Genomic DNA, 25650 nt, shown 5'->3' with positions numbered 1-25650 from the left:
CGCAGGTCCGTGAAAAAAACCATCTCCTATTTCGTGTTTGCCATCTCCATATGGACATTCTTGCCTTTGATCTTAACGTTCCGCATACACTCCAGCACTTCGTCTGCAATGTCGCCCGGAACCTCTACAAAGGTATACTTGTCATACATATCGATGCTGCCGACCATACGGCCGGATATGCCGGATTCACCGGCGATCGCGCCAAGGATATCTCCCGGCTTCACATTCTGGTCTTTGCCGATATTGACAAACAGCCTGGTCATATCCTGGTCTCTGTCTCTGCCGCGTGCACCGCGTCCGCCCTTGCTGTAATCCCGGCTGTCGCGGCTGTCGCGTCCACCCCTTGAATTCCGGGTATTCCTGCCGTCGCGGCCATAGGAGCCAAGGTCATCTAAGGAACGCGCCGGACGATTATCCAGTGCAATATCCTGGTTCTCGTCGCCCATACTCATGCGAAGCAGGGCAGCAGCCAGCTCCAGAGAGGTGTAATCCTCCTCCAAAAGCTTCTTCTCCACGATATGGAGCACACGGCTTAAATCGATCTCGCTTAAAACATCCTTCGCCTGGTCCAGGATCTTCTCCGCCTTGATCTCCGTAATGTCGTTCAGGGACGGGATGGCCTGAGGCAGGATCTTGGTCTTGCAGTATCTCTGGATATCACGCAGCTTGTAGACTTCCTTGCCCACAACAAAGCTGAAGGCGATCCCTTCTCTTCCCGCTCGACCGGTACGTCCGATCCGGTGTACATAATACTCATCATCCTGGGGGATGTCATAGTTAAACACCGCCTCCACGTCATCCACATCGATGCCTCTGGCCGCCACATCTGTTGCCACCAGGATCTCTGTACGGCCATTCCTGAAGCTGTTCATAACACGGTCACGCTGGATCTGCTTTAAATCCCCATGCAACCCTTCTGCAAAATATCCGCGTCCCTGAAGCTCTGTCACCAGCTCATCCACCTGACGTTTGGTATTGCAGAATGCAACCGACAGTTTCGGAGCATACATATCAAGCAGGCGGCACATAACTTCCACCTTGGTCTTCGGCTTTACTTCATAGTAATACTGGGTCACTTTCGGGACCGTCAGTTCCTTTTTCACCACCCGCACCACCTGCGGGTCCTTCTGGAAGGTCTTCGCGATCTTCTGGATCGCATCCGGCATGGTCGCAGAGAACATAATGGTCTGTCGTTCCTCAGGAAGCTGGCTTAAGATCGTCTCCATATCCTCCAGGAATCCCATGTTCAGCATCTCATCCGCCTCATCCATGATGACGGTGTGCACCTGGTCGAACTTGACCGTCTTCCGGCGCATATGATCCATGACACGTCCCGGCGTACCGATAATGATCTGAGTGCCGTCCTTCAGTCCCCGGATCTGTCTCGCAATATCCTGTCCGCCGTAGATCGGGAGGATCTTCACTCCATGCATATATTTTGCCAGGTTCCGAATCTCATCCGCCACCTGGATCGCCAGCTCCCTCGTCGGGCACAGGGCAATCGCCTGCAGCTTCTTGTTCTTCGGGTCTATCTTTTGCAGCAGCGGGATGCCGAATGCCGCAGTCTTTCCTGTTCCGGTCTGAGCCTGCCCGATAATGTCAAGCCCCTCCATCTGTACCGGAATCGCCTTTGCCTGGATCGGGGAAGCTTCCTCAAACCCCATATCCGTCACTGCTCTCATGATCCGATCATCCAACTGTAATTCTTCAAATTTCATTGTTTCCATTCTTACTCCTCATTCTTTCCCACGTCCCTCATTCCGGGGACCGCAATATGCGTCGAAATTCTGTGCTTCTTCAGGATTGTTCCTGCGCCGCAAAATATCAACAACATGCACAACGCTCGCTCAGCCTTTGCCATAAAAGCAAAGCGAGAGGTTTCAAGACAGACCTTGAATCCTCTCGTTACACACGGTATTAAATTATATCACAATATTTTATGTGTGTCAATCACAGAATCCGGCAATTCCACTTACAACAGTTCAGACAACGAGAACTGTTACTTTCACTTTCCCCGCCGCCTGGGCTGTTATCTGTTTTCTATCACGATCCTGTGCGCATAACTGTCAGATACCTGGGTTCCACATGTTTCGTCAGCCATACGCCGTTTTCCGACAGATAAAACACAGCACCGTCCCGCATCATCTGTGCCGCATCCACCTTTAAGACAACCGGCTTTCCATGACGCGTTCCTACTGCCACCGCCGTATCATAACCTTTCGATAAATGGACATAAAGTCGGTTCATGGATCTTAAGCCTTCATTTTCGATTGATTTAAGAAATCTGTCAGCTGTCCCATGATACAGCGTTACAGGTGGCTCCGCCTGCCTCAGCTCCACATCGACAGGAATACTATGTCCCTGATTGGCGCGGATCAGTGTCCTGTCTTCGTTAAAGCTGTAACGTCCTTTCTGATCCGTTCTGACGATCTCCTCCAGCATATCCATATCAATGTATCGTCCCGTGTCATTGATCCCCCGGATCAATGCATCCACATCAGCCCAACCGTGTTCATCCAGGCTTATCCCTGCCGCTCCCGGCTGATGGCGAAGAACCAGGCTGATAAAAACACTCAGTTTATCCGTCTTGCTCTTACTCAATCCTTTTCCCTCCCCTGCCTTGAACCAATACCATCTACAGTCGCTCCGTTACACAAACCATCAATCCAATCAGGCTTTTCTCGACAGCCTTTTTCAGTTTCCGCCGGGCAGCCCTCCGGTTTCCCCGCTTATACTTTCTCCATCCTTTATGATTGGCGGCCCAGCAGGCAAATTCCCTATCAAACTTATCTTCGCAGGACAACCGCTTCCAAAATCCTTTTTGCACAGGCGCCCCTCCCGCTCATTTATGGATCCGAATCCTGTCTTTCAAGATCCGCTTCCCACGATATATCCCGGCCTCAAGGCACAGCGGCACAGCCACCGCAAGGATCAGATACAAGATCCTGAGCTGCGGCAGTCCCTCCGGAATATAGGTATAGTAAAAGTCATTTTTATAGCTGACAAAACTAAAATCAGGAAACATCCCAAAATATTTCGCGAAGAACGCATACCCTGTCCGGATCACAAACAGCACCATCATATGATGCATCATGACCGCATAGGTGTTTCTTCCCACAAATGCAGCCAGCCGGCTCTCCGCAAAAGACGGCGCCAGGATCCGGCACACCCGCAGCCAGAATGCGATCCCCAGAAATCCAGTCAGATATGGCAGCACATATCCGGTAAAATCACTGCAGTCGCTGACCGCATAGACCAGCCGCCTGCCGGACAGCGCCAGGAGCAGCGCGATACTTAAGATCACAGAAAAATACCATCCGCTGCCGATCCGGTCCCTCGCCTCCAGCCTTTCCCGGTAGAGTATGCCGGCTCCATAAAACGGAAGCAGGAACGCCGCTTTTACGAAGGTCAGCCAAAATCCCGCCGTACTGACTTCCATAGCGGTATAGATACCAGCCAATCCGATCAGAAAATACAGCACTGTTCTCATGTATACCAGCCATTGCGCGGATTTTACTCCGGAAACAAAGGATCTGCCTTCCATGTCCCCATCCGCCCCAATACTTTGTCCGTTCTTCTCCGCTCGTTTTCCCACATGAAACACGCAAAGGATGCGCATCAGGCAGATATTGGCAACCTGCACCAGAAACAGGGTTGGTACAAACCACGCCGCATGATTTAAAATAAACTGATATCCATGCCGGAACGGTTCCACAAAAAGCGTCTCAAGCGTGACCGGTTCTCCAAACGAAAACCCGTACTGTCTGAAGACCTGCGCCAGGATCCCATAAAACAGATTCCAAATGAAATACGGAACCATCAGCCGCATAAACTTTTTCTTTATATATCCCGGAATATCCTGTTCGCTCCCCGACTGGTAAAAATAACCGGATATGAACACAAACAGAGGCATATGAAATGAATAATAGGGAAGCAGGCCATTCAGATCGAACAGCCCGCCGCTTAAATGCCCGTCCACAACAAACAGGATGCCCAGTAGTGACAGAAGGCAGAATTGTGTGTTATTTTTATTTTTCATCATTTTCTTATCATTCGTCAAACCGACAATCCGTCAGACCTTGAAACGATATCCCACGCCCCAGATGGTTTCAATGTACTGCGGCTTTGCCGTATTGAACTCCACCTTCTCTCGGATCTTCTTGATATGAACAGTCACCGTTGCAATATCACCGATGGACTCCATGTCCCAGATCTTGGAGAACAGCTCCTCCTTGGTGAATACGTGGTTGGGATTCTGCGCCAGGAAGGTTAAAAGATCAAACTCCTTGGTGGTGAAATTCCGCTCCTCTCCATTGACCCATACCCGCCTTGCGGTCTTGTCGATCTTTAAGCCCCGGATCTCGATCAGCTCATTCTCCGGGCTGCCGCTGCCGATCAGACGCTCATAACGCGCCAGATGCGCCTTCACCCGCGCCACCATCTCGCTTGGGCTGAACGGTTTGGTCATATAGTCGTCCGCCCCCAGGCCCAGGCCGCGGATCTTATCAATGTCGTCCTTTTTTGCAGAGATCATGATGATCGGCGTATTCTTCACTTCCCGGAAACGTTTGCAGATCTCAAACCCATCCATGCCGGGAAGCATCAGATCCAGGATCAGCAGATCAAAATCCTCTGTCAGCGCCCGCTCAAGCCCTTTGCCTCCATCTTCCTCCAGTTCCACTTCAAACCCGCTCAGCTCCAAGTAGTCCTTTTCCAACTCCGCGATGCTGACCTCGTCCTCAATGATCAATATCCTGCTCATCCTGTATTACCTCCTGATATTTTCTCAGCACAAAATGCATCTCCGTGCCGATTCCTTCTTTGCTGGTGGCCCAGATCCGCCCCCCATGGTCCTCGATGATCTTCCTCACGATAGACAGCCCGATACCGCTGCCTCCCTGGGAGGAATTGCGGGATGAATCCGTGCGGTAAAACCGGTCGAAGATATAGGGCAGGTCCTTCGCTGCGATCCCGCGCCCATTGTCCTCGATCTCAACCTGGATAAAATCCCCCACATCCTTGATGCGGATGTTGATGATCCCTCTCGGCTTATCCAGATATTTCACGGAATTGCTGACAATATTATTGATGACCCGCTTTAACTGCTCCACATCCGCAATGATCATAACATCTTCGTTGACGTAGTTAAAATACCCCAGCTCAATATTCCGGGACTCCATGTCAAGTCCCACCTCCTCCGCGCAGTCGCGGAAATAATCGTCCACATTGATCTTGGTAAACGTATAAGGGATCTTGTTGGTGTCAATCTTGGAATAAAACGTCAGCTCATCGATCAGACGGTCCATGTCATTGGCTTTATTATAGATCGTCCGGATATATTTATCCAGCTTTTCCGGGGAAGACGCCACTCCGTCGAGGATCCCCTCCACATATCCCTTGATCGCCGTGATGGGCGTCTTCAGATCGTGGGAAATATTGCTGATCAGTTCCTTGTTCTCTATATCGTACTGTACTTTTTCCGCCGCGTTCTCCTTGAGCCTGATACGCATCTCCTCAAAATCCTGGCAGAGCTCGCCGATCTCGTCATCCTCCTCCACCTCCAGGGTGAAATCCAGATTCCCATCCCGGATCTTCCGGGTGGCTTCCTGCAGCTTGCTGAGCGGCCGGAGCACCGACCGGTATACCCAGATCGTCAGGGACGCACAGATAAACACCAGCATCAGGACTCCCGATACCAGCATCTGGACTACCATCGTCCTGACCTCCGGCCCAAACTCATTGAACCGGTAGATCATAAACAGCTTTCCCATGGAAAGGATCATACCCACAAACACGATCGGCAAAATACTGAACGCCAGGAATGCAACAGCAAGACGTGTCTTTAATTTCATAAAAATGCACTCCTTTCAGGCGGTCTCCTGCATAAGGTGACAGCCTTATGTAGTAAGTATACCATAAGAAGTGCATTTCGTTTATAAAAGAATTATTAAACAATTAATTCCCACACTCAATACTGATCTCGTTAAACTTCTCCAGTATTTCCTCGATCCGGACTTTCTTTTTTTCCTCCCCAGCCTTATCAATGATCGCATCTCCCTGATGCATCATGATCAGCCGGTCCCCATACTCCACCGCATACCTCAGATTGTGAGTGACCATGATCGTGGTAAGCTTCTTTTCCTTCACCACCTTGTCAGTCAGCTCCATAATGATCTCCGCGGTCTTCGGGTCCAGCGCCGCCGTATGCTCATCCAGGATCAAAAACTCGATCGGCGTCATCGTGGACATGAGGAGCGCCATGGCCTGCCTCTGGCCTCCCGACAGCACGCCGACCTTCACATCCAGCTTATCCTCCAGCCCCAGCCCCAGCGAGCGCAGCTGATCCCTGTAGGAATCGATCCGCTGCCGGTTCGTTCCCGGTAGCAGGTTAAAGGGCTTCCCTTTATTGTCCGCAAGAGCCATATTTTCCAGGATCGTCATGCTCGGGCAGGTCCCCATGGCCGGATTCTGGTAAACGCGGCCGATCCTGCGCTGTCTCTTGTACTCGGGCATCGCAGAGATATCCTTTCCGCCGATCCGGATAGAACCGGAATCCAGCGGAATGCTCCCACAGATGATGTTCAGCATGGAGGTCTTTCCCGAGCCGTTGCTTCCCACCACAGACACAAACTGCCCATCGTCAATGGCAAGGGAAAAATCATCGAACAGGCACATTTCATTCACCGTACCTGCATTGTAGTACTTATGGATGTGGTTTAATTCAAGCATGTGCTTTCACCTTCCTCTCACTCTGATTGCTGAGCACCAGGATCACTAAGAATAATACAGCCGTGATCAGCTTTAGATCCGACGGGGCCATACCGAGGGCGATCGCAGCCGCCACGCAGGCTTTGTAAGCAAGGGAACCCAAGATCACCGCCGTAGTGGTTTTCACAAATCCAAGCCCTTTTACCAGCTTGATCCCGATGATCACGCTGGCAAGGCCGATCACAATGGTTCCCGTCCCCATACTGACCTCGAAAAAGCCTTTCTGCTGGCAGTACACGCTGCCTGCCAGAGCAGCAAATCCATTGGCGATGGCGAGACCGATGATCTTGACCGCTCCCTTATCCTTGGCAAGAGACGTCACCAGCACATCATTGTCACCCACCGCCCTCAGAAGATAGCCGGAACGGGTCTTTAAATACAGATCCAGTAAAATCTTGCACACCAGCACGATCACAAACAGGATGATCGCTACCAGATAAGGGGTCAGAGCTTCCGGCACAGCCTGCTCCAAAAAGCCATTTTCAAATATGGTCTCCTTGCTGAAGATCGGCACGTTGGCCTTCCCCGCGATCCGGAGGTTTAAAGAATACAGCGCCGTCATCACGATAATGCCGGACAACAGATCCCTCACCTTCAGCTTCACGTGGATGAAACCAGTGACACACCCCGTAGCCGCACCTGCCAGAAATGCCAGAATCAAAGTTGCCGCCGGGTGGACGCCCTTTAATATCAGCATGGCTGTAACGGCAGCCCCCATAGGGAACGTGCCGTCCACAGACAGATCCGGGAAATCCAGGATCTTATAGGTAATATATACGCCCAGAGCCATTATGGCATAGATCAGGCCTTCCTCAATAACGCCAAGTACGATTGACATGGTAATCCTCCAATTTCTTATTCTGCAACAATCTCATCAAAGAGGCCTGCGGCGCTCTCCTTTAAGGTATCCGGAATGGTCAGTCCCAGGTTCTCCGCAACCACGTTGTTTCCGTAAAATGCAGCTTCTTTGATCACTTCATAGTTCAGCTCGCTTGCTTTTTTCTCGCCCTTCAACACCTGTGCCGCCATTCTTCCGGTCTGCTCGCCAAGGCTTACATAATCAAGGCCAACCGCTGCAAGACAACCAACCTTCACCTGCTCGATCTCGCTGCCAAATACCGGAATGTTCTTCTTGTTCGCTTTATCCAGGATCACCTGCAGGGAGCTTACCACCGTGTTGTCCGTTAAGTTGTTGATGCAGTCCACCTTCTCAAGCAGGTTATCTGCTGCAAGCGGGATATCCGCGGTAGAAGAAACGCCGCTCTCCACGATCTCAAAACCATAATTCGGAGCTGCCGCCTTGTATTCCTCAATGGCGGATACGGAGTTGATCTCGCTGGTGCTGTACATAATACCGATCTTCTTCGCATCCGGCAGCATGGTGCGGATCATCTCAAGCTGTTTTTCCACCGGAAGCTTGTCGCTGGTTCCCGTGATCTCGCCGACCGGTGTGCCGTCTGCATTGGCCAGCTCAGCCAGGACCGGATCTGTCACGGCTGTAAAGACAACCGGAATGTTATCCTTTTTAGCGGCGCTGTATGCGCTCTGGGCTATGGGAGTGGCGATCGCACAGATCAGATCTGTTTTTTTCGAAAGGAAGCTGTCCATGATCTGGCTTGCGGTACCGCCGTCCGCCTGTGCGTTCTCATAATAGACCGTCAAGTTCTCTCCCTCTACGATCCCTTCATCTGCAAGTCCCTGAAGAAATCCGATCCTGCAGTTGTCCAGAGATCCATGCTCTGCAAACTGACCGATTCCGATGGTAAAATTCCCATCCACGATCTCCGCCACATCCGCTGCTGTTGTATCTGCGGCGCTGGTCTCCCCTTTGGTATCTGCCACTGTTGTTGCAGCGGTCTCTGTTTCTGTCGCAGCGGTCGCTGTCGTATCCTCCGGAGCCTTGCTGCCTCCACATCCTGCAAGTGCCATTGCTGCAACTGCTGCCGCCATCATCATCTTTACACTTTTTTTCATTTTCTTTTCCTCCTGAAATCTTTTATTCTCTGTGTTTTCATAAAATAAACACGTATGTGGTTGCTTTCTCTTTTATGACGCCCTGCCAGTTGGTGAATCTTGGGATCTTTGCTGTAAATCAAAAAAAGTCCCAAATACAGTTTCCTGTATTTGAGACGAATTCACATGATCCGCGGTACCACTCAAATTGGCAAAAGCCCACTTAAATCGCATACAAACATATACGCCACAAGATAACGGTCGTGGTCTCCGTCAGTTCCTACCTCCGCACAGCACTGCCGCGGTATCAAAACTGCCCTCGAAAGTCCATTCAGCAAATCCTTCCATACCGCAATCCCACCACCTGCGGCTCTCTGTGATTTCTTTGATAAGCTTACTCCTCTTTTTCAACGGTTTATTTTATTAAGTCATATCTTAATCCTATTAGCGGGATTTGTCAACCACTTTTTTTAGAGGACTCACCGGATTTTCATGGCAGCATTTTTCATGGCAGCATATCAGGTAGCTCACCGGAAGCGGTTGAAAAAGTTTGCAAAGGGCTCCACCACATCCGACAGGTTCTTGATGGCCGCGTTTAAACCGTCAATATCAATGTCATTGATCTTCTTCATGGCGTCGCCTATATTTTTCTGGCTGTCCACGGCAAGCTTATCCACATCCTCGATCAGCTGGCCGATGTCAGCCTCGGCAAGCCCCGATGTGATCCCTTTTAAGTCCTCCATGATAAGCTGCATATTCTCATAGGTCACATTTACCTTGGGAATAAAAACCGAGCATGTGTAAAGCACTAATGCCAGGGTGAGCACGCTGGCCAGGGCCGTGATCTGCGACATACGGTATTGTTTCTTCGCATACTTTTCCTGACCTGCATTGGAGCTTTCAATCCGCGCCATCAGCTGGCGGAAGGATTCATTTTTCATGGCTGCCTCAAAAGCCCGATCATCCATCTCCTGATTCTTCTCCATAGTCATCCCCCCACATTTTAACTTCCTACAGATTCAGTTTGTCATAACTCTTCTTCAGATATATCTCCAGCCGTTTCCTAAGCTCGGTAAATTCCTCGCCTTCCAGAAGCGGGTTATCATCCAGCAGCCCATTTACTTCCTCAGATACGGTTTTTAAAATATTGGCATCCGTAAAGATATCTGCAAGCTTAAACTCCATATCGCCGCTCTGCCGCAGCCCGAAGATATCGCCGGGGCCGCGGAGCTTTAGATCCTCGGATGCAATATAAAACCCGTCGTTGGACCGGTTTAGGATATCCAGCCGTTCCTGGGTGCCGTCCTGATCCGAACAGTTGACCATGATGCAGTAGGACTGATGCTTCCCCCTGCCGACACGCCCCCGGAGCTGATGAAGCTGCGCCAGGCCAAACCGCTCCGCATTCTCTATCATCATCACCGTAGCGTTGGGCACATTCACACCCACCTCCACCACCGTGGTCGATACCAGCACCTGGATCTCCCCTGCTGCAAACCGCTCCATGATCCGGTTCTTTTCCTTCCCCTTCATCTTGCCATGCAGGTATTCCACCGTGATAGGATCCGGAAGCTTCTGGCGGAGCAGTTTTGTGTAGTCCAGCACATTCTCCGCCTCTATCATCTCGCTCTCCTCAACCATCGGGCAGATGACATACGCCTGCCTGCCTGCGGCCACCTCTCTTGCGATGAACTGGTAAGCCTTATCCCGGTAGCCGGTGTCCACCACACAGTTCTTGATGGGCAGACGGTTGGCCGGCATCTCATCAATGATGGAAATATCCAGATCCCCGTACAGGATGATCGCCAGAGTACGGGGGATCGGCGTCGCGCTCATGACCAGTACATGGGGGCCTGTCCCAGAACTGGTCCCATCGCCGGAGCGTGCCGCGCTGTCACCGGCTTTATTGCCAAGCGCCTCCCGCTGTCCGACGCCAAAACGGTGCTGCTCGTCTGTGATGACCAGGGCCAGGCGGTCATACTGTACCTTTTCCTGGATCAGGGCATGGGTCCCCACAATGATATCCGCCTCATGAGCGGCAATCTTTTCGTAGGCGATGCGTTTTTCCTTCGCCGTCATGGACCCGGTCACCAGCACCACCTGTTTCTCAATGTGGTATTGGTCAAACAGCTCCTGGATCGATTCGTAATGCTGTCTTGCCAATACTTCCGTAGGCACCATGAGCGCCCCCTGGAAGCCATTACAGGCCGCCTGCAAAAGCGCCAGCACCGCCACGATCGTCTTGCCGGAACCCACGTCTCCCTGGACCAGCCGGTTCATCACCAGTCCACCCTCCAGGTCCTCACAGACCTCCTTAAGCACCTTCTGCTGCGCTCCGGTCAGTGCATAAGGAAGGCTTCTCTGAAGGTCATCCAACTCCGGGACATGCTTCATAACATAGTCACTGCGCCTGTCCTGCCGTTTCTCCTTCAGACGCCTTACCGCCAGCAGGAAGAAAAAGAATTCATCAAATACCAGGCGCTTTCTCGCAAAAAGAAGTTCCTTCTGGTCAGAGGGAAAATGGATATGCTCTATGGCATAATTATACTCTGCAAGCTCGTATTTGTTGCGCAAAAACGACGGCAGGTATTCCCGCTCCATCTGCCGCTGTTCCAGAGCCTGAGCTACTGCTTTGGTGATGGCTTTATTGCCCAGACCGCGGGTCTGCCCATAGATGGGCTGCATGGAATGCATGATTGCTTCATATACTTCCGGCGCAAAGATCTCCGGCTGTTCCATGGTCAGCCGGTTGTTCTTTTTTACGACTCTGCCGCGGAATACCAAGATCTTGCCCATCTGCAGGGTTGTCCGCAAATAGGGCATATTAAACCAGGTGAGCGTCAGCCCACCTGTCATATCCTTCACTGTCGTGACGATCACCTGTATATTTTTGAAACGGCGCACGCTGGCAGTCTTCAAAAGCTGCCCGGAAACCGCTGCGACGCTGCCTTCCCTCACCTGCCCCACTGGCACCGGCGCCTCATAGGCGTCATAGGCCCTTGGGTAATAGTGCAGCAGCTCCTCAACGGTTTCCACGCCCAGCTTTTTAAACAGGCTTCCGGACTTTTCTCCTATGCCTTTTAATTTCGTAATCGGTTCCTGATTCATTCCTCTGCCCCGCTACTCCACCGAGATCAGGTAATAATAGATCGGCTGTCCGCCCTCCTGAAGCTCTATTTCCACATCCGGGCAGGCTTCCTGCACCATGGCAAGCACGCGGTCGGCTTCTTCCCGGCTCACATCGCTTCCGTAATAGATCGTCACCAGCTCGGAATCTTCATCTACCATAGCCTTCAGAGTATTTACCGCGGTGCCTTCTATGCTCTGTCCCACAGCCAGCATTCCCTGATCGCCCAGTCCCATGATGTCGCCTTCCCGGATCTCCATATCGTCGATCATCGTATTGCGGACGGCATAAGTCACCTGTCCGGTCTTCACGCGCTCCATCTCACGGACCATGGTCTCTAAATTCTCCTCCGGAGATAAATCCGGGATAAAATTGATCAGGGCTGTGATACCCTGTGGTACCGTCCTGGATGGGACTACGATGATCTGTTTATCCTTCACCAGATATTTCGCCTGTTCCGCAGCCAGAATAATGTTCTTGTTGTTGGGCAGAATGTAAACGGTGTCTGCATTCACCTTCTCTATGGCGTTTAACATATCCTCGGTGCTGGGATTCATGGTCTGTCCGCCCTCGATCAGATAGTCCGCCCCGATACCCCGGAAGATCTCACCCAGTCCGTCGCCTACGGACACTGCAATAAAACCATATGCTTTCCGAGGCTCCTCCTGGACTTTGGCTGCCTTTTCCTCTGCGGCGATCTTCTCTGCATTCTGGATCAGGCGTTCCTGATGCTCTTCACGCATATTGTCAATCTTCATCCTCGACAGGGAACCATAGGTCAATGCCTTCTGGATCGCAAGCCCCGGATCGTTGGTATGGACATGCACCTTCACCACATCATCATCGGAAACCACCACGATCGAATCACCGATCGACTCCAAATATGCCTTGAATGAGTGCTCCGTCTTCTCATCATAGTGCTTCTCCACATTGATGATAAACTCCGTGCAGTAACCGAACCGGATATCCGCCGTATCGAGATCAGAAGCCCCGGCCGCGCTGCCGCCCCGGTTCCCACCGGACACAGCTGCCCCGGAATCAGGTACGGTTAAGTCTACTTCCTTCCCGGCCAGGCCGTCGAAAGCGCCCTTTACCACCTGCATCAGGCCCTGACCGCCCGAATCCACCACACCGGCCTGTTTCAATACCGGAAGCATCTCGGGAGTCTGGCTCAGCACATAATCGCCATGTTCGATGACCTTCTGGGCAAACTCCAGGATATCATCTGTTTGGGAGGACAGCTCTACAGCCTTTTCCGCCATCCCTTTTGCCACAGTCAAAATCGTGCCTTCCTTCGGCTTCATGACCGCTTTATAGGCCGTCTCCGTGCCGCGAACGAAAGCATTGGCAAGAGTGGTCACGTCCACCGTCTCCGCCTTCTTGATCTCCTTGGTAAATCCGCGGAACAGCTGGGACAGGATCACACCGGAATTGCCCCTGGCTCCACGCAGGGAACCGGAGGAAATGGCCCGGGCCAGATTCTCCATCGTCGGCTCCTCGATCGCCGCCACCTCTCTGGCCGCTGACATGATCGTCATCGTCATGTTCGTCCCTGTATCCCCGTCCGGAACCGGAAATACATTCAACTCGTTAATCCACTCTTTTTTCGCTTCTAATCCTTTCGCTCCAGCAAGAAATGCCTTCTGCATCAGATGGGCGTCAATTACCTTTACACTCACCGGTAGGTCCTCCTTAATCTATCACTCGTACACCTTCTACATAGATATTGATCTTGTCAACCTCCATGCCGGTGAATTCTTCTACTTTGTATTTGACATTGGACATCAGGTTGTCCGATACCGCACAGATACTGACCCCATAGGCCACGATCACGTGAAAATCGATGGTCAGATGGTTATCCTCCACCTCCACATTGATCCCCCGGACAAGGCTGTCCCGCTTTAATAACTTCACCAGCCCGTCCTTCATGCTGACTGCCGCCATACCGACAATGCCGAAGCATTCTACCGCTGTCATGCCTGCGTACATCGCAATGACATCGGAGTTGATCTGGATTTCACCAAGCCTGTTATTGATGCGTCCCTTCATATAGAACCCCTCCATTTATATTTTCATGCTGTACTATTATTTTATCTTTGATAACCTGTATTCTTATATCTGAAATTCTTGACATCTTTTAACTAATCCAGTATACCACATACAAGATATTGTGTCTATTCCAAGTTTATCCCCCGCCTGTTTTTCATCATTTACCAATCTGTCTGTTCAAAATTTTTCCCAAAATTTCTTGGAAAAAATGCAAATTTTGCTTGCCAAATGTCAAAACTTCTGTTATCATACATATGTTGTGTTTCTAAATTAAGAAACAAGTAGCGGTTAAGGAGGTGCAATCATGGCTAAATGTGCAATCTGTGAAAAGGCTGCTCACTTTGGAAATAATGTGAGCCATTCCCATAGAAGATCCAACGCGATCTGGAAAGCAAACGTTAAATCTGTAAAAGTTAAGGTTAACGGCGGCGCTAAAAAGATGTATGTGTGTACTTCTTGCTTACGTTCCGGCTTAGTAGAAAGAGCATAATGGATGCAACCATTTAAAGGCTGTCACGCCTGGCGATATCGCCGGCGCGGCAGCCTTCTTTCATTTCATAAAAAGGTTCCGGCCGCTCCTGTTTCAGCAGCAGAACAAATGATATCCCAGAGTCAGACAACAGATGATGAACACCAGCGTTGCCAGGGTTTCCGGGATAAATAAAAGCAGGGTCATACCGATTCCGAAACAAAAAAGCATCAGGCCACAGACACGCTTCATAAAGACCTCCCGATAAAATGGTGTTATAATACACCATATGCAGGTGTCCAGAAAACTATGCCTGTGGCCTGTACTCTATTCAATCTATCGAAGCTCTATTCCTCCACGGCCTGGACCGTGCCTGCCACTTCCTCAGCTGCCTGCATGGCCTCCTCAGAAATGTCCTCTTTCTTTCCTCCGGTAAATTTGTTCACAAAATCCGGGATCATGTCCAGGACCTTGGTCACTGCGTCCTGCTGCTTGACATTTACCAGCTTGGTCACGCCGTTCTGGATCACCAGGACCGCGCTGGGGCTCATCTTGGCGCTCATGCCGCCGCCACCGTTGTGTTTGGCATTCTCAGCAAAGGATCCCGCCGCCATGCCGCAGGTCACATCCACCAGCGGAAGGATGATGGCATCATCCACCTTCACAGCCTCTCCCACCACCGTTTTTGTGGTGACAAACTGGTCCATCCCTTTAAACAGCGCCTCCACCGTCGTTGCAAATTGATTCTCTGCCATGTTAGCTCCTCCTTTATGCTTCCCGCCATTTTTTCAGCAATCTTCTAAAATTTTTATCAAACAGCATCCGAAGGGCGATCGCAATCAGCGTACCCAAACGGATTCTTCCTCTCAGATCCAGTTCTCCTTCCAGTACCCGCTCGTCAAACACAGGGACCAGCTGAAGCTTCTTCGCGTAAAATCCATAGAATGGACTGATCCAGGTTAAGACCTGTCCGGTTGTGTAAGGGTCGTCAAAACCAAATTTGATGTACCCCTTTATCTTCCCCGGAAGAATATGGCGGATCAGCGCAAAGACCTGTTTTTTAAGCAGCCGGAAGGTGTTTTTATTCTCCTCCTGGCTTAGGAAATCAAGAACCTGCTCTTTTTTATCTTTTAATGTTTTCAGTTTACCACAGATTCTCCGAAAAGTAACCCGGATTTTTTCAAATGGGTTTCGGAAAGAAAACTTAGGTTTCTTTTCGGTGTTTTTAACCGTCCGGGTAGTCCTGGTGCTTTGAGCTGATTCTGCGCCCTGAGTCTCTACAGCATTTCGAACCTCTTTGTTTCTCCGGGGTTCTTCATCTCTCTGGTTTTCATCCGTCAGAGGCGTTTTTCCTGCCTCCAGGTCAACCTTTTCTTCTTCATCTTTCGGGATGTCAACCTGCTTTTCAGCCGGACCCCCGCTTTCCGTTTCCCCGCTGCGCTTTCTGCCGCCCAGCCGGATGCCGAACACCCGGACACATATATCCAGTTCTCTATCATATGTCACCTGACAGGACAGGATATGTAAAAGCCAGCTCACTCCCGCCGCGCCTTTTAGCGTCCCGTAATAGGAGCCGTGGGCGCGGTAACGCACAGGCACCAGCAGGATCAGCAGAACAAGCGCCAACACCAGCCCGATAATGCCCAGGATCAACAGCCCGATAAATTTCAATATTCCCAATATGATTGCCAACATAAGTCAAATCCTAACTGATCATTTTTCCTCATCACGCGGCGTCCACTCCAAAAAGTCCTCTTCCCGTGCATCCATGACCTCAAGAAATTCAGCCAAACCGAATCTGCCGGTCTGCCGGTACATATCATCCACCATCTGCCGCACGACCTCCAGCGCCTCCCAGTATGTAACTGCGATCCCAAGCACCAGATAATCCTCATCCCGGTATGGCGGCAACAGCAGCATGGCCGAAGGATAAATATCAAGAATATTATTCCCATTCTGCGGCGGTGTAATCACATAGACCTCAGGCTGAAGTCTTTCCTCCCGGATGCCCTGGATGATCGCAAACCTCCGCCTCTTCGCCTTCTCCCCCACGTACAAGTGGTTATACCATTGCATAATCCTCGCTCTCCATCAGCATCTGCAGCAGCTCCATGCAGGTTTCCTTTTCAGCCCTGTCCGTACAGCTGCCCAGGCTGTTCTTAATATATTCCTGTATCTCATCCAGGGAACGGAAGCTTAAAGGCAAGTTGGAAAGGGTAGCTGCCATGATCGAACGCACGACCGGCTTCTGGCAGGCCGCAAGCACCGGGTCTACGCCAGAGACAAAACGATCGAATGCAGCCTCCACGTCTTCCCTCGTTACCACATCGTCCTCCCGCCAGCTCTCTTTTTCATCCAGCGGCGCAAAGGCGCTGGTGGATAAAAGCCTCTCCACGCACCGGCTCTTGTATGCCGTCTCATCCTCGCCTGTCTGGTACTCCGGCGCCGGATCCATACGAAGGAATTTCTCGTAATAATTTTCCTGGGTTCCCTCTAAGGCAAACAGCTTTTCTTCCACAGAATCCGGTATTTCCCGCTTTCCTTCTGAATACAGAATACACAGATCTCTTATGATCCCATACGCATGGGCCTCCTCCGATGCATCCCGAACCGCGTCTGCCCTGGTCAGGCCGATCACATATAAATCGTTGACCATTTCCTCCATCATCTGGAAGTAATCCGACAGCGCAAACAGCTGCTCTCCGGCGAGTCCGATCTGCGCCTGGGCATCCCGGTAACCATCTGCCGTCAGATCCTTAAAGGTCAGCTCCGAAAGCTTTTTGAGCAACGCTTCCAGCTCCGGATAAGCCTGCCTGTGCGCTTCCGTAAGCTCTGCCATCCCGCTGGTCCGCAGCAGGTACATGGCGTTTGCCAGGCTTTCCTGATCCGAGCCAATAAAGGTACACAGGGCATCATGAACCATGCCGTAGTATTTCTGCCTGGTAAAACGTACCGGAAGCTGGCTGATCACATTCTGGATCCGCTGATTCATCACTGCCGCGTCCTTCACCTCTGTCAGGAAGTTCACGACACGGCTGACAAACTCGTCCTCCGGCATGTCAACAACTGGAAGCCCGTCCGTAAAACGGCGTTCTACCCGGTTCAGGGCATATTCGTAGATCCGGAAACAATCGGAAAAAGCGATCACTGTCTCCATTTTCAGATTGATCTTTTTCCGGAGGGCAGCCACTTCCTCCAGAGATACATCCTCTTCCTCCAATCTGGAGGCCATATCCATGAAAGCGGCATCCAGCTCCTGCTGATCCCGCCTTTTTTCATCGTACGTAAGAGGCATTTCTTCATAAAACATATACATATTCAGTGTCAGCCGTGTCAGGGAATACCCATATGCCACGGATGCCTGTTTTCTCCAGCTCTGCGCCATAAACACAAGCCTCCTGTCATTGGTCGTTATCTGTATCTTTTACCTGTAATTATCCAGAATGGAGCGACGCAGAAGATCCAGCCCCTTCACAACCGCCTGCTCCCGGATCTTTGCCCGGTTGCCTTTAAACTGGTACTTCTCCACATTGACCTTGTCCTTCATGTAGGTCGCAATATAGACCAGCCCCACCGGTTTTTCTTCCGTCCCTCCGTCCGGCCCCGCGATACCGGTCACCGCAACACAGGCATCGGAATCTGTAGCGAACACGCCGCCCGTAGCCATCTCTTTTGCTGTCTGCTCACTGACCGCTCCGTATTTCTTTAAGGTGCTCTTGCTCACATCCAGGTTCTTCCGCTTTGCCTTGTTGGAATAAGTGATGAACCCCTCATTGAACACCTCGGACGCCCCCGGAACATTGACGATCCGGCCTGCCAGCAGACCTCCGGTACAGGATTCCGCAGTCGTCACAGTCAGCTCGTACTTCTGAAGCAGCTTCACCACCGCCATCTCCAGGGTCTCGTCCTCCCGGGTCGTATACACATAATCACCCAGCCGGCTCTTGATCTCCTTCACCACCGGCTTGACCAGCTTTTTCGCCTCCTCCTCGTCAGCGGCTTTGGCTGTCACACGGATATGGACCTCGCCGGTCTTTGCATAGGTTGCGATCGTCGGATTGCCCTGCTTATCGATCAGGTCCAGGATCTTGTCCTCCACCTGGCTCTCCCCCATGCCACATACCTTGATCATCTGGGAACGGATGACCTCCGGCTGCATTTTCTGCAGATATGGGAACACCTGGTTCATAAACAGAGGATACAGCTCAGAAGGCGGTCCAGGGAGCAAAATAGCGGATTTACCGTACTTTTCCAGGATCAGTCCTGGAGCAGTCCCGTTGCCATTGTCCAGCACGATGGCACCCACCGGAATGATCGCCTGTTTCCAGTTGTTTTCCGGAATTTCTTTGTAAATACTGTTCTTAAAATACTGTTCCAGCCGCTCTCTGGTGTGCGCATCCTCCTCCAGCGGGAAGCCCATGACCTCAGCGCATACTTCCTTGGTCAGGTCATCCTCTGTAGGGCCAAGGCCGCCGGTCAGGATGATCACATCGGAACGCTTGAGCGCTGTGCGGATCACCTCCGCCAGCCGCTCCCTGTTATCCCCGACCACTACCTGATGATACATGGACAGCCCGAGAAGGGCGCATTTCTCCGCCAGGAACTGCGTGTTAGTGTTGACAATATTGCCAAGCAGCAGTTCCGTTCCCACTGATATCAGCTCAACTACCATATTTACATCCTTCCTTCCGTAAGTACCTTATGATTTTTCGCAATATAATCCACCAGGGAAATGACTGTCAGGATCAGGGCCACCCAGGTAAAGACCGTTGTCAGCAGTTTGAGCGCCGGCAGATTGACGATCATCAGGATCACTGCAAGCATCTGGAACGTCGTCTTAAACTTCCCCCAGTAGCTGGCCGCAATGACGATCCCCTGCTCCGCCGCCACCAGCCGGAATCCGCTTATGATAAACTCACGGCTGACAATGATGATCACCATCCACGCCGGGATCTGTTTCAGTTCCACCAGGCAGATCAGTGCGGAACACACCAGCAATTTATCCGCCAGCGGATCCATGAATTTGCCAAAGTTGGTCACCAGATTGTATTTCCTGGCGATCTTCCCATCCAGCATATCCGTCAGGCTAGCCACAATAAAGATGGCTGCCGATACATTGCGCAGAAGCTGGCTGCTCCCATCAAAAGCAAGCAGGCTTACCACAAAAAACGGAATCATGATCACACGAAGCACAGTCAGTTTATTCGGTAAATTCATCGTACACCTCCCCAATCAGATCATAATCGGAAGACCCAGTCACCTTGACCCGGACAAAATCACCGGACATGAAAAGCTCTCCGCTGTTCACAAAAATGTACCCGTCCACATTGGGCGCATCCATATAGGTGCGGCCCACATATGCGGCTTCATCCGCCACCTTGCCCTCGATCATCACATCCAGCACACGCCCCACCATGGACGCGGACTTGTCAAAGGCGATCTCCTGCTGAAGCTCCATGATCTCATCCCGGCGCTCCTCCTTGATCTCCTGCGGAACCTGATCCGGAAAAGTCGCAGCGGGGGTGTCTTCCTCCGCAGAGTAGGCAAATACGCCCAGGCGCTCAAACTCCATCTCGTCCACAAAACGCATGACTTCCTCATGGTCTTCTTCTGTCTCTCCGGGAAATCCGGCGATCATCGTGGTGCGCAGGGCGATGTCCGGGATCTCACTCCGCAGCCTGCCGATCATCTCCCGAAGCTGAGCCTGGCTGGTCCGCCGCCCCATCCTCTTTAAAATGCGGTCGCTGGCATGCTGGATCGGGATATCCAGATAATGGCACACCTTTTCTTCCGTCCGGATCGCCTCGATCAGCTCATCCGTGATCTCCTCCGGATAGCAGTACTGGATCCGGAGCCAGTAGATGCCGGGGATCTGAGCCAGCTTATGGAGCAGCTCAGGCAGCATCTTTTTGCCGTAAATATCCTTTCCGTAAAGGGTCGTCTCCTGCGCCACCAGGATCAGCTCCCGCACGCCCTTTGACGCAAGCTGCTCCGCCTCCTTAAGCAGACGCTCCATGGGGACGCTTCGGTAATTCCCCCGCAGGCTCGGGATAATACAGTAGGTGCAGTGCTTATCACAGCCCTCGGCAATCTTTAAAAATGCGTAATAACCCCCGGTGGTGATCATGCGCTCCGCATCCACCTCCGGCAGTACGTCCAGGCCATGGAAGCAGCTGACACTCTCGCCCCCCAGGACCCGGTTCAGCACATGGGATATCTCGTCATAGGTGGAGGTGCCCAAAATCCCGTCCACCTCAGGGATCTCGTCAATGATCTCCTGCTTGTACCGCTCCGCCATGCAGCCGGTAACGATCAGGGCCTTGCAGCTGCCGTTCTTCTTTAGCTCCGCCATCTCCAGGATCGTATTGACGCTCTCCTCCTTGGCATCGTTGATAAAGCAGCAGGTGTTGATCACAATGATGTCCGCCTCCTGCTCATCGTCCGTAAACGTATGACCGTCCCGGTTTAAAAGCCCCAGCATCATCTCAGTATCTACCAGGTTCTTGTCACACCCCAGTGAAATGCACATAATCTTCATAAATTCAAAGCTCCTAATCTATGGAAAAAGCCATCTCCTTAACCCTGCTGAGACGGCCCTGCTCCCTTCTGATGTTCTTACTCCTGATTCTCTTCTGTCTGTTCTGCTGCGGCTGTTTCCTCCGCGTCTTCGTCTTCCATATCGTCCCCGACGATCTTGACCTTGCCCTCATAAAGCTCCTGCACGGCTACAGACAGCGGTTTCTTGCCGGCAGACGCCGCAACCATCGGGTCCTCGCCTGCGATGATCTGTCTGGCGCGCTTCGCGGTAGCCAGCACGATCGAATAACGGCTCTGTACCACCGGCTGCTCACCTGGCTCTACGTCGCTGTTTACTACATTGATCAAATCCGTATATGATGGATGTAACATGATAAATCTCCTTTCTGGGATGCAGACTGCATCAGGTATGGTTTTATAATGATAACCGGCTTAATCCGGTTTTCATTTCTGCAATAAATTCCAGGTTCTGGCTGGTCTTTTGATGCTGGGCCTGGATCAGCCGGTGCATCTCCTCCACACAGAGGTCCAGTTCGTCATTGACCAGGATATAATCATAAGCCTCCATGTACTCCGCTTCCTCCACGGCACGCTTCAGCCGGTCACGGATGACCTCATCCGTCTCCGTACCACGTCCGCGAAGCCTCTGCTCCAGCACATCGGCACTGGGCGGCGTCACAAACAGAAGCAAGGTGTCCGGGAATTTTTCTTTTACTTTTAAAGCGCCCTGGATCTCAATCTCCAGGATAACATCCTTCCCCGCCTCCATCTGTTCCAGCACATAGCTTTTCGGCGTTCCATAATAGTTCCCTACATAACAGGCGTGCTCGATCAGGGCGTCCGCCTCGATCATCTTCTCGAATTCTTCCCTTGTTATAAAGAAGTATTCCCTGCCGTGCTCTTCTCCTGTCCGCGGCTTTCTGGTGGTCGCGGAAATGGACAGTGCATACTGCCGGGAATGCCTGGCTAAAAGCTCCCGCATCAGCGTCCCCTTGCCTGCGCCTGAAAAACCCGAAACTACAGCTAATATCCCTTTATGGCTCATAATCGTACCTGCTCCTGATCATTCTATATTCTGAATCTGCTCGCGTACCTTCTCGATCTCAGTCTTCAGCGCAATGGCCTTGTCAGAAATCTCCAAATCCGTAGACTTGGAAAGGGTCGTGTTGGCCTCCCGGTTCATCTCCTGGGCAATGAAATCCAGCTTCCGTCCCACGCTGCCGCCAGCCTCCAATTCTTTCTTCGTGGCATCAATATGGCTGCGAAGCCGCACCATCTCCTCATCCACACAGATCTTATCCGCATAGATGGTCACCTCCGTGGCAATCCGTCCTTCATCAATCGTGGTATTCTCCAAAAGCTCCTTCACCTTATCCTCCAGCCTCTGGCGGTACTCGCCAAGGATCGCGGGGGAACGTGTTTCAATAAAGGACACCAGTTCGCTCATATAATCCAGCTTGCCGATCAGATCCTCCTTCAGCTTTTCACCTTCCAGAATCCTGGATTCCACAAACTTCTTCGCCGCTTCCTCCACTGCTGTGGAAAGCTGCTTCCAGGTCTGCTCCTCATCCTCCGGCGCCTGCTCCATGGTCAGCACCTCCGGCATACGGGCCAGCATGGAAACCTTGACATCGTTGTCGATGCCAAACTGCTCCTGCATCTTCTGAAACGCATCCATATACTCTGCCGCCAGGGCTCCGTTGTACTTCAGGCAGAGCAGCTCATCTGTATAATCCTCATAATTGATGAAAACGTCCACCTTGCCTCGCTGGATATAATTCTTTAAAAGATTGCGGATGCCAGCTTCAAAAAAATTAAACTTCTTCGGCATCTTGATACTCAGGTCCAGATACCGGTGGTTCACCGCCTTCATCTCTACGGAAATCTTGTATTCTGTCGTGACGATCTCACACCGCCCAAATCCGGTCATACTCTTAATCATCTGATGTCGTGCTCCTTTGCCATAGATAAATATCATTATAAGTCAAATGGAAAAACAAGTCAACGAAATTTGTTGGCGGGAAATTTGTTGGCGGACGTTTCCGCATTTGGGGGGCGCGGTTGGGCAGAACGGTTTTGGTTCCGGTTTCGGCCATAAGAACCTGTAGGCATGCGGAATTTTCTTAAAAGCCTGTCAGGGGAAGGGGCAACTCGTTACACTCAAACAACCCCTTCCCCTGACAGAACAGAAAATTTCGCGTGCCAACAGGTTCTAATGGCCTGCAAAGTCACCAAAACCGTTCTGCCCAACCGCGCCCCCCAAATGCGGAAACTCAGCAAATTTCCTGGCACAGGTGCAAAAAGGTGAGGGTTTGGCTTTGTAAGATATGAAAAGCCAGGAAAAACTGAAAAAACTCGGAGGTGTTGAATAGTCTTGGACTGTATTGACACTGTATTGAACTGTATGAACTATGAATAAACTTGTAAAACGTCCGGCTATCCTGTATAATCGGTTTTATGCGGACAGCGTGGATTGTCCGGAAGAATAAGGAGTACAGTATATGGCATTTGACGGAATTGTGATTGCAAATCTGACACACGACATCAGGCAGAAGTTAACGGGCGGTAAGATCAATAAGATTGCCCAGCCGGAGAAGGACGAGCTTCTGTTTACGGTGAAAAATAATAAAGAAACCTTGAGGCTGTCTGTCTCTGCCAGCGCCAGCCTGCCGCTTGTGTATTTTACGGAGAAGAATAAGCAGAGCCCTATGACCGCGCCCAACTTCTGTATGCTCCTCAGAAAGCATATTGGGACCGGGCGCATCGTCAGGGTGAGCCAGCCGGGGCTGGAGCGTATCATCCAGTTTGAGATTGAGCATTTGGATGAGATGGGCGATCTTTGCAGGAAGCTTCTGATCGTGGAGCTTATGGGAAAACACAGCAATATCATCTTCTGTAAGGAGGATGGGACAATATTAGACAGCATTAAGCATATTTCTGCTCAGGTCAGTTCTGTCCGGGAGGTGCTTCCGGGGCGCCCCTATTTTATCCCGCAGACCTCTGACAAGATGGATCCGCTTACCATCACCCAGGAGGAGTTTGCCGCACTGATCCATGGAACTCCCGCGCCGGTGCAAAAGGCGCTGTATCAGAAGCTGACCGGGATCAGCCCGATCATCGGCACGGAGCTTTGCCATCTGGCATCCATCGACGGGGACCATTCGGCAAATGAACTGTCCGAGGCGGAGCTGACCCATCTGTATCGTATGTTTTCTCTGATGATGGAGGATGTGCGGGAGGGACGTTTTTCTCCCAACATCATCTACAGGAATGGGGAGCCTGTGGAATTCGCCTCTGTGCCGCTGACCTGTTATGAAGGCGGAAATTGTGAAGCGAAAGCTTTTGATTCCATCAGCGCACTTTTGGATGCCTATTACGCGGAAAAGAGCGTGATCACCCGTATCCGTCAGAAATCCGTAGATCTGCGCAGGATCGTGCAGACAGCACTGGAACGGAACTACAAAAAATACGATCTTCAGCTCAGACAATTGAAGGATACGGAAAAACGGGACCGGTTCAAGGTTTACGGGGAGCTTTTAAATGCTTATGGTTATGAGCTGTCCGGTGGGGAAAAAGAACTTCAGTGTATCAACTATTACACCAATGAAGAGGTAAAGATCCCTCTAGACCCCCAGCTGAACGCAAAGGAAAATTCCCAGAAATATTTCAGCAGATACAATAAACTGAAGCGCACCTTTGAGGCTTTAAGTGACCTGACTCTGGAGACAAAACAGGAGATTGACCATCTGGAATCTATCAGTGCCGCCCTGGACATCGCTGTGAAGGAGGAAGACCTGGTTCAGATCAAGGAAGAGCTGATGGAGTACGGTTTTATCAAAAAACGTGCATTTGGCAGCAAAAAGCCGAAGATCACCAGCCGCCCCTACCATTACCGCTCCTCTGACGGGTTCGACATCTATGTGGGCAAGAACAATTACCAGAACGAGGAGGTTACCTTCAAGACCGCCAATGGAAACGACTGGTGGTTCCACGCCAAGGGGATCCCCGGTTCCCATGTAGTGGTCCGTACAGAAGGAAAAGAACTGCCGGACCGCACCTTTGAGGAGGCCGGCTCCCTGGCTGCCTATTATTCTAAAGGACGTGGGAATGAAAAGGTGGAGATCGATTATATCCAGCGCAAGCACGTGAAAAAAGCCGCAGGCGGCGCCCCCGGCTTTGTGATCTACCACACCAACTATTCCCTGATGGCTGAACCAAAACTGGAGCTTGAAGAGATTATTGGATAACTGAAACGCTCCTGCAAATCCGTAGTGACGATTTTTAAGCTGCGGATTCTCAGGAGCATTATTTTATTTTACCCAAACGGTTTTTACCACTTAGAAATCTGCAACTGCATTGCACTCTCCCTCAGCATATTGCATTATTTATAATAGTAATACCAATTTCCGTTGCATTCTTTTTCACATTCTTCTTGCGACGCAAAAAGACAATCTTTTATTCCCTGAATAGGATAATTATTTTTCTCTAATTGCCTGCGGTGGTATAAATTTATTCTTTTTGTAAGTTCATTTTTCTTTGCGGCTTTTAATAGTGCATTTGTTCGAAAAATATACGATGAAAAATAGTTTTCAGGTTTAATGTAAGCTCCAAACGCTATGCTTCCGTAGATCTCAGGAAAGTGTTTTTTTACATTTCAACTGGACTTCATAGATTCGGAACATCCCCTCTCTCATGCAGTTTAAAAACTTTTATCTTTATCCTCAATGAACGCCTCAAATGCCCCCCT

General features: G+C 51.1%; 25 protein-coding genes and 1 other annotated feature. Of the genes, 2 read left to right on the top strand and 23 right to left on the bottom strand.

What is annotated here, in order from left to right:
- Positions 1–26: 26 nt before the first annotated feature.
- From AB1I67_RS13965 to AB1I67_RS13910, 12 genes are all read right to left on the bottom strand, one after another.
- Positions 27–1727, bottom strand: a complete 1701-nt coding sequence (locus tag AB1I67_RS13965) for a DEAD/DEAH box helicase (protein ID WP_367030474.1) — start codon at positions 1725–1727, stop codon at positions 27–29.
- Between the two features lie 316 nt (positions 1728–2043).
- Positions 2044–2601 (bottom strand): RNA 2'-phosphotransferase, encoded by a 558-nt coding sequence (locus AB1I67_RS13960; protein WP_367030473.1) that lies wholly within the window; start codon positions 2599–2601, stop codon positions 2044–2046.
- 241 nt (positions 2602–2842) lie between these two features.
- A complete protein-coding gene (locus tag AB1I67_RS13955; protein ID WP_367030472.1) occupies positions 2843–4042 on the bottom strand; it encodes an acyltransferase family protein in 1200 nt (399 codons plus the stop codon).
- Between the two features lie 30 nt (positions 4043–4072).
- Positions 4073–4762, bottom strand: a complete 690-nt coding sequence (locus AB1I67_RS13950; RefSeq protein WP_367030471.1) for a response regulator transcription factor — start codon at positions 4760–4762, stop codon at positions 4073–4075.
- Positions 4740–5852 (bottom strand): HAMP domain-containing sensor histidine kinase, encoded by a 1113-nt coding sequence (locus tag AB1I67_RS13945; RefSeq protein ID WP_367030470.1) that lies wholly within the window; start codon positions 5850–5852, stop codon positions 4740–4742. The genes AB1I67_RS13950 and AB1I67_RS13945 overlap by 23 nt, the downstream gene beginning before the upstream one ends.
- 103 nt (positions 5853–5955) lie before the next feature.
- Positions 5956–6729, bottom strand: coding sequence for an ATP-binding cassette domain-containing protein (locus tag AB1I67_RS13940; protein WP_367030469.1), 774 nt, complete (start codon positions 6727–6729; stop codon positions 5956–5958).
- Entirely contained in the window at positions 6722–7606 is an 885-nt protein-coding gene (locus AB1I67_RS13935; RefSeq protein ID WP_367030468.1) for an ABC transporter permease, read from the bottom strand. The genes AB1I67_RS13940 and AB1I67_RS13935 overlap by 8 nt, the downstream gene beginning before the upstream one ends.
- A 17-nt stretch (positions 7607–7623) precedes the next feature.
- Entirely contained in the window at positions 7624–8742 is a 1119-nt protein-coding gene (locus AB1I67_RS13930; RefSeq protein WP_367030467.1) for an ABC transporter substrate-binding protein, read from the bottom strand.
- 148 nt (positions 8743–8890) lie between these two features.
- Positions 8891–9141 (bottom strand) — a binding site (T-box leader).
- A gap of 107 nt (positions 9142–9248) precedes the next feature.
- Positions 9249–9707: a hypothetical protein gene (locus AB1I67_RS13925; protein ID WP_367030466.1), complete on the bottom strand. Its 459-nt coding sequence runs from the start codon at positions 9705–9707 to the stop codon at positions 9249–9251.
- Positions 9708–9732: 25 nt separating this feature from the next.
- A complete protein-coding gene (recG, locus tag AB1I67_RS13920) occupies positions 9733–11829 on the bottom strand; it encodes an ATP-dependent DNA helicase RecG (RefSeq protein ID WP_367030465.1) in 2097 nt (698 codons plus the stop codon).
- Positions 11830–11841: 12 nt separating this feature from the next.
- Positions 11842–13527 carry a DAK2 domain-containing protein gene (locus AB1I67_RS13915; RefSeq protein WP_367030464.1) on the bottom strand — a complete coding sequence of 562 codons (1686 nt, stop codon included), beginning with the start codon at positions 13525–13527 and terminating at the stop codon, positions 11842–11844.
- Positions 13528–13540: 13 nt separating this feature from the next.
- Positions 13541–13897: an Asp23/Gls24 family envelope stress response protein gene (locus tag AB1I67_RS13910; RefSeq protein WP_367030463.1), complete on the bottom strand. Its 357-nt coding sequence runs from the start codon at positions 13895–13897 to the stop codon at positions 13541–13543.
- 304 nt (positions 13898–14201) lie between these two features.
- On the opposite strand from AB1I67_RS13910, the gene rpmB reads away from it, so the two are divergent.
- Complete coding sequence (gene rpmB, locus AB1I67_RS13905) at positions 14202–14387, top strand: 50S ribosomal protein L28 (RefSeq protein WP_118533668.1); 186 nt, start codon at positions 14202–14204, stop codon at positions 14385–14387.
- Between the two features lie 93 nt (positions 14388–14480).
- On the opposite strand, the gene AB1I67_RS13900 is transcribed toward rpmB, so the two are convergent.
- From AB1I67_RS13900 to AB1I67_RS13850, 11 genes are all read right to left on the bottom strand, one after another.
- On the bottom strand, positions 14481–14618 hold the full coding sequence (locus AB1I67_RS13900; protein WP_367030462.1) for a hypothetical protein: 138 nt from the start codon (positions 14616–14618) through the stop codon (positions 14481–14483).
- Positions 14619–14713: 95 nt separating this feature from the next.
- Positions 14714–15121: a GerW family sporulation protein gene (locus tag AB1I67_RS13895; RefSeq protein WP_367030461.1), complete on the bottom strand. Its 408-nt coding sequence runs from the start codon at positions 15119–15121 to the stop codon at positions 14714–14716.
- A 13-nt stretch (positions 15122–15134) separates the two neighbouring features.
- Complete coding sequence (locus AB1I67_RS13890) at positions 15135–16061, bottom strand: DUF2953 domain-containing protein (protein WP_367030460.1); 927 nt, start codon at positions 16059–16061, stop codon at positions 15135–15137.
- 18 nt (positions 16062–16079) lie between these two features.
- Complete coding sequence (locus AB1I67_RS13885) at positions 16080–16442, bottom strand: hypothetical protein (protein ID WP_367030459.1); 363 nt, start codon at positions 16440–16442, stop codon at positions 16080–16082.
- On the bottom strand, positions 16429–17751 hold the full coding sequence (locus tag AB1I67_RS13880; RefSeq protein ID WP_367030458.1) for a hypothetical protein: 1323 nt from the start codon (positions 17749–17751) through the stop codon (positions 16429–16431). Before AB1I67_RS13880 ends, AB1I67_RS13885 begins: the two co-directional genes overlap by 14 nt.
- Before the next feature lie 39 nt (positions 17752–17790).
- Entirely contained in the window at positions 17791–19038 is a 1248-nt protein-coding gene (locus AB1I67_RS13875) for a competence/damage-inducible protein A (protein ID WP_367030457.1), read from the bottom strand.
- A 2-nt stretch (positions 19039–19040) separates the two neighbouring features.
- Positions 19041–19583: a CDP-diacylglycerol--glycerol-3-phosphate 3-phosphatidyltransferase gene (pgsA, locus tag AB1I67_RS13870; RefSeq protein ID WP_367030456.1), complete on the bottom strand. Its 543-nt coding sequence runs from the start codon at positions 19581–19583 to the stop codon at positions 19041–19043.
- Positions 19567–20904, bottom strand: a complete 1338-nt coding sequence (rimO, locus tag AB1I67_RS13865; protein ID WP_367030455.1) for a 30S ribosomal protein S12 methylthiotransferase RimO — start codon at positions 20902–20904, stop codon at positions 19567–19569. Before rimO ends, pgsA begins: the two co-directional genes overlap by 17 nt.
- Positions 20905–20981: 77 nt before the next feature.
- Positions 20982–21275 (bottom strand): DNA-directed RNA polymerase subunit omega, encoded by a 294-nt coding sequence (gene rpoZ, locus AB1I67_RS13860; RefSeq protein ID WP_367030454.1) that lies wholly within the window; start codon positions 21273–21275, stop codon positions 20982–20984.
- A gap of 43 nt (positions 21276–21318) precedes the next feature.
- Positions 21319–21948: a guanylate kinase gene (gene gmk / locus AB1I67_RS13855; RefSeq protein WP_367030453.1), complete on the bottom strand. Its 630-nt coding sequence runs from the start codon at positions 21946–21948 to the stop codon at positions 21319–21321.
- 18 nt (positions 21949–21966) lie between these two features.
- The gene (locus tag AB1I67_RS13850; protein ID WP_367030452.1) at positions 21967–22845 is read right to left on the bottom strand and encodes a YicC/YloC family endoribonuclease; all 879 of its coding nucleotides are present in this window, start codon (positions 22843–22845) and stop codon (positions 21967–21969) included.
- A 559-nt stretch (positions 22846–23404) separates the two neighbouring features.
- Between AB1I67_RS13850 and AB1I67_RS13845 the strand changes: the two genes are divergently transcribed.
- Complete coding sequence (locus AB1I67_RS13845; protein WP_367030451.1) at positions 23405–25150, top strand: NFACT RNA binding domain-containing protein; 1746 nt, start codon at positions 23405–23407, stop codon at positions 25148–25150.
- The last annotated feature ends 500 nt before the right edge of the window (positions 25151–25650 follow it).

The sequence above is a fragment of the Clostridium sp. AN503 genome, assembly GCF_040719375.1.
In the GTDB taxonomy this organism is placed as follows: Bacteria; Bacillota; Clostridia; order Lachnospirales; family Lachnospiraceae; genus Brotaphodocola.
The sequence above is the reverse complement of the archived record's forward strand: the minus strand, read 5'-3'. Positions and strand labels throughout refer to the sequence as shown.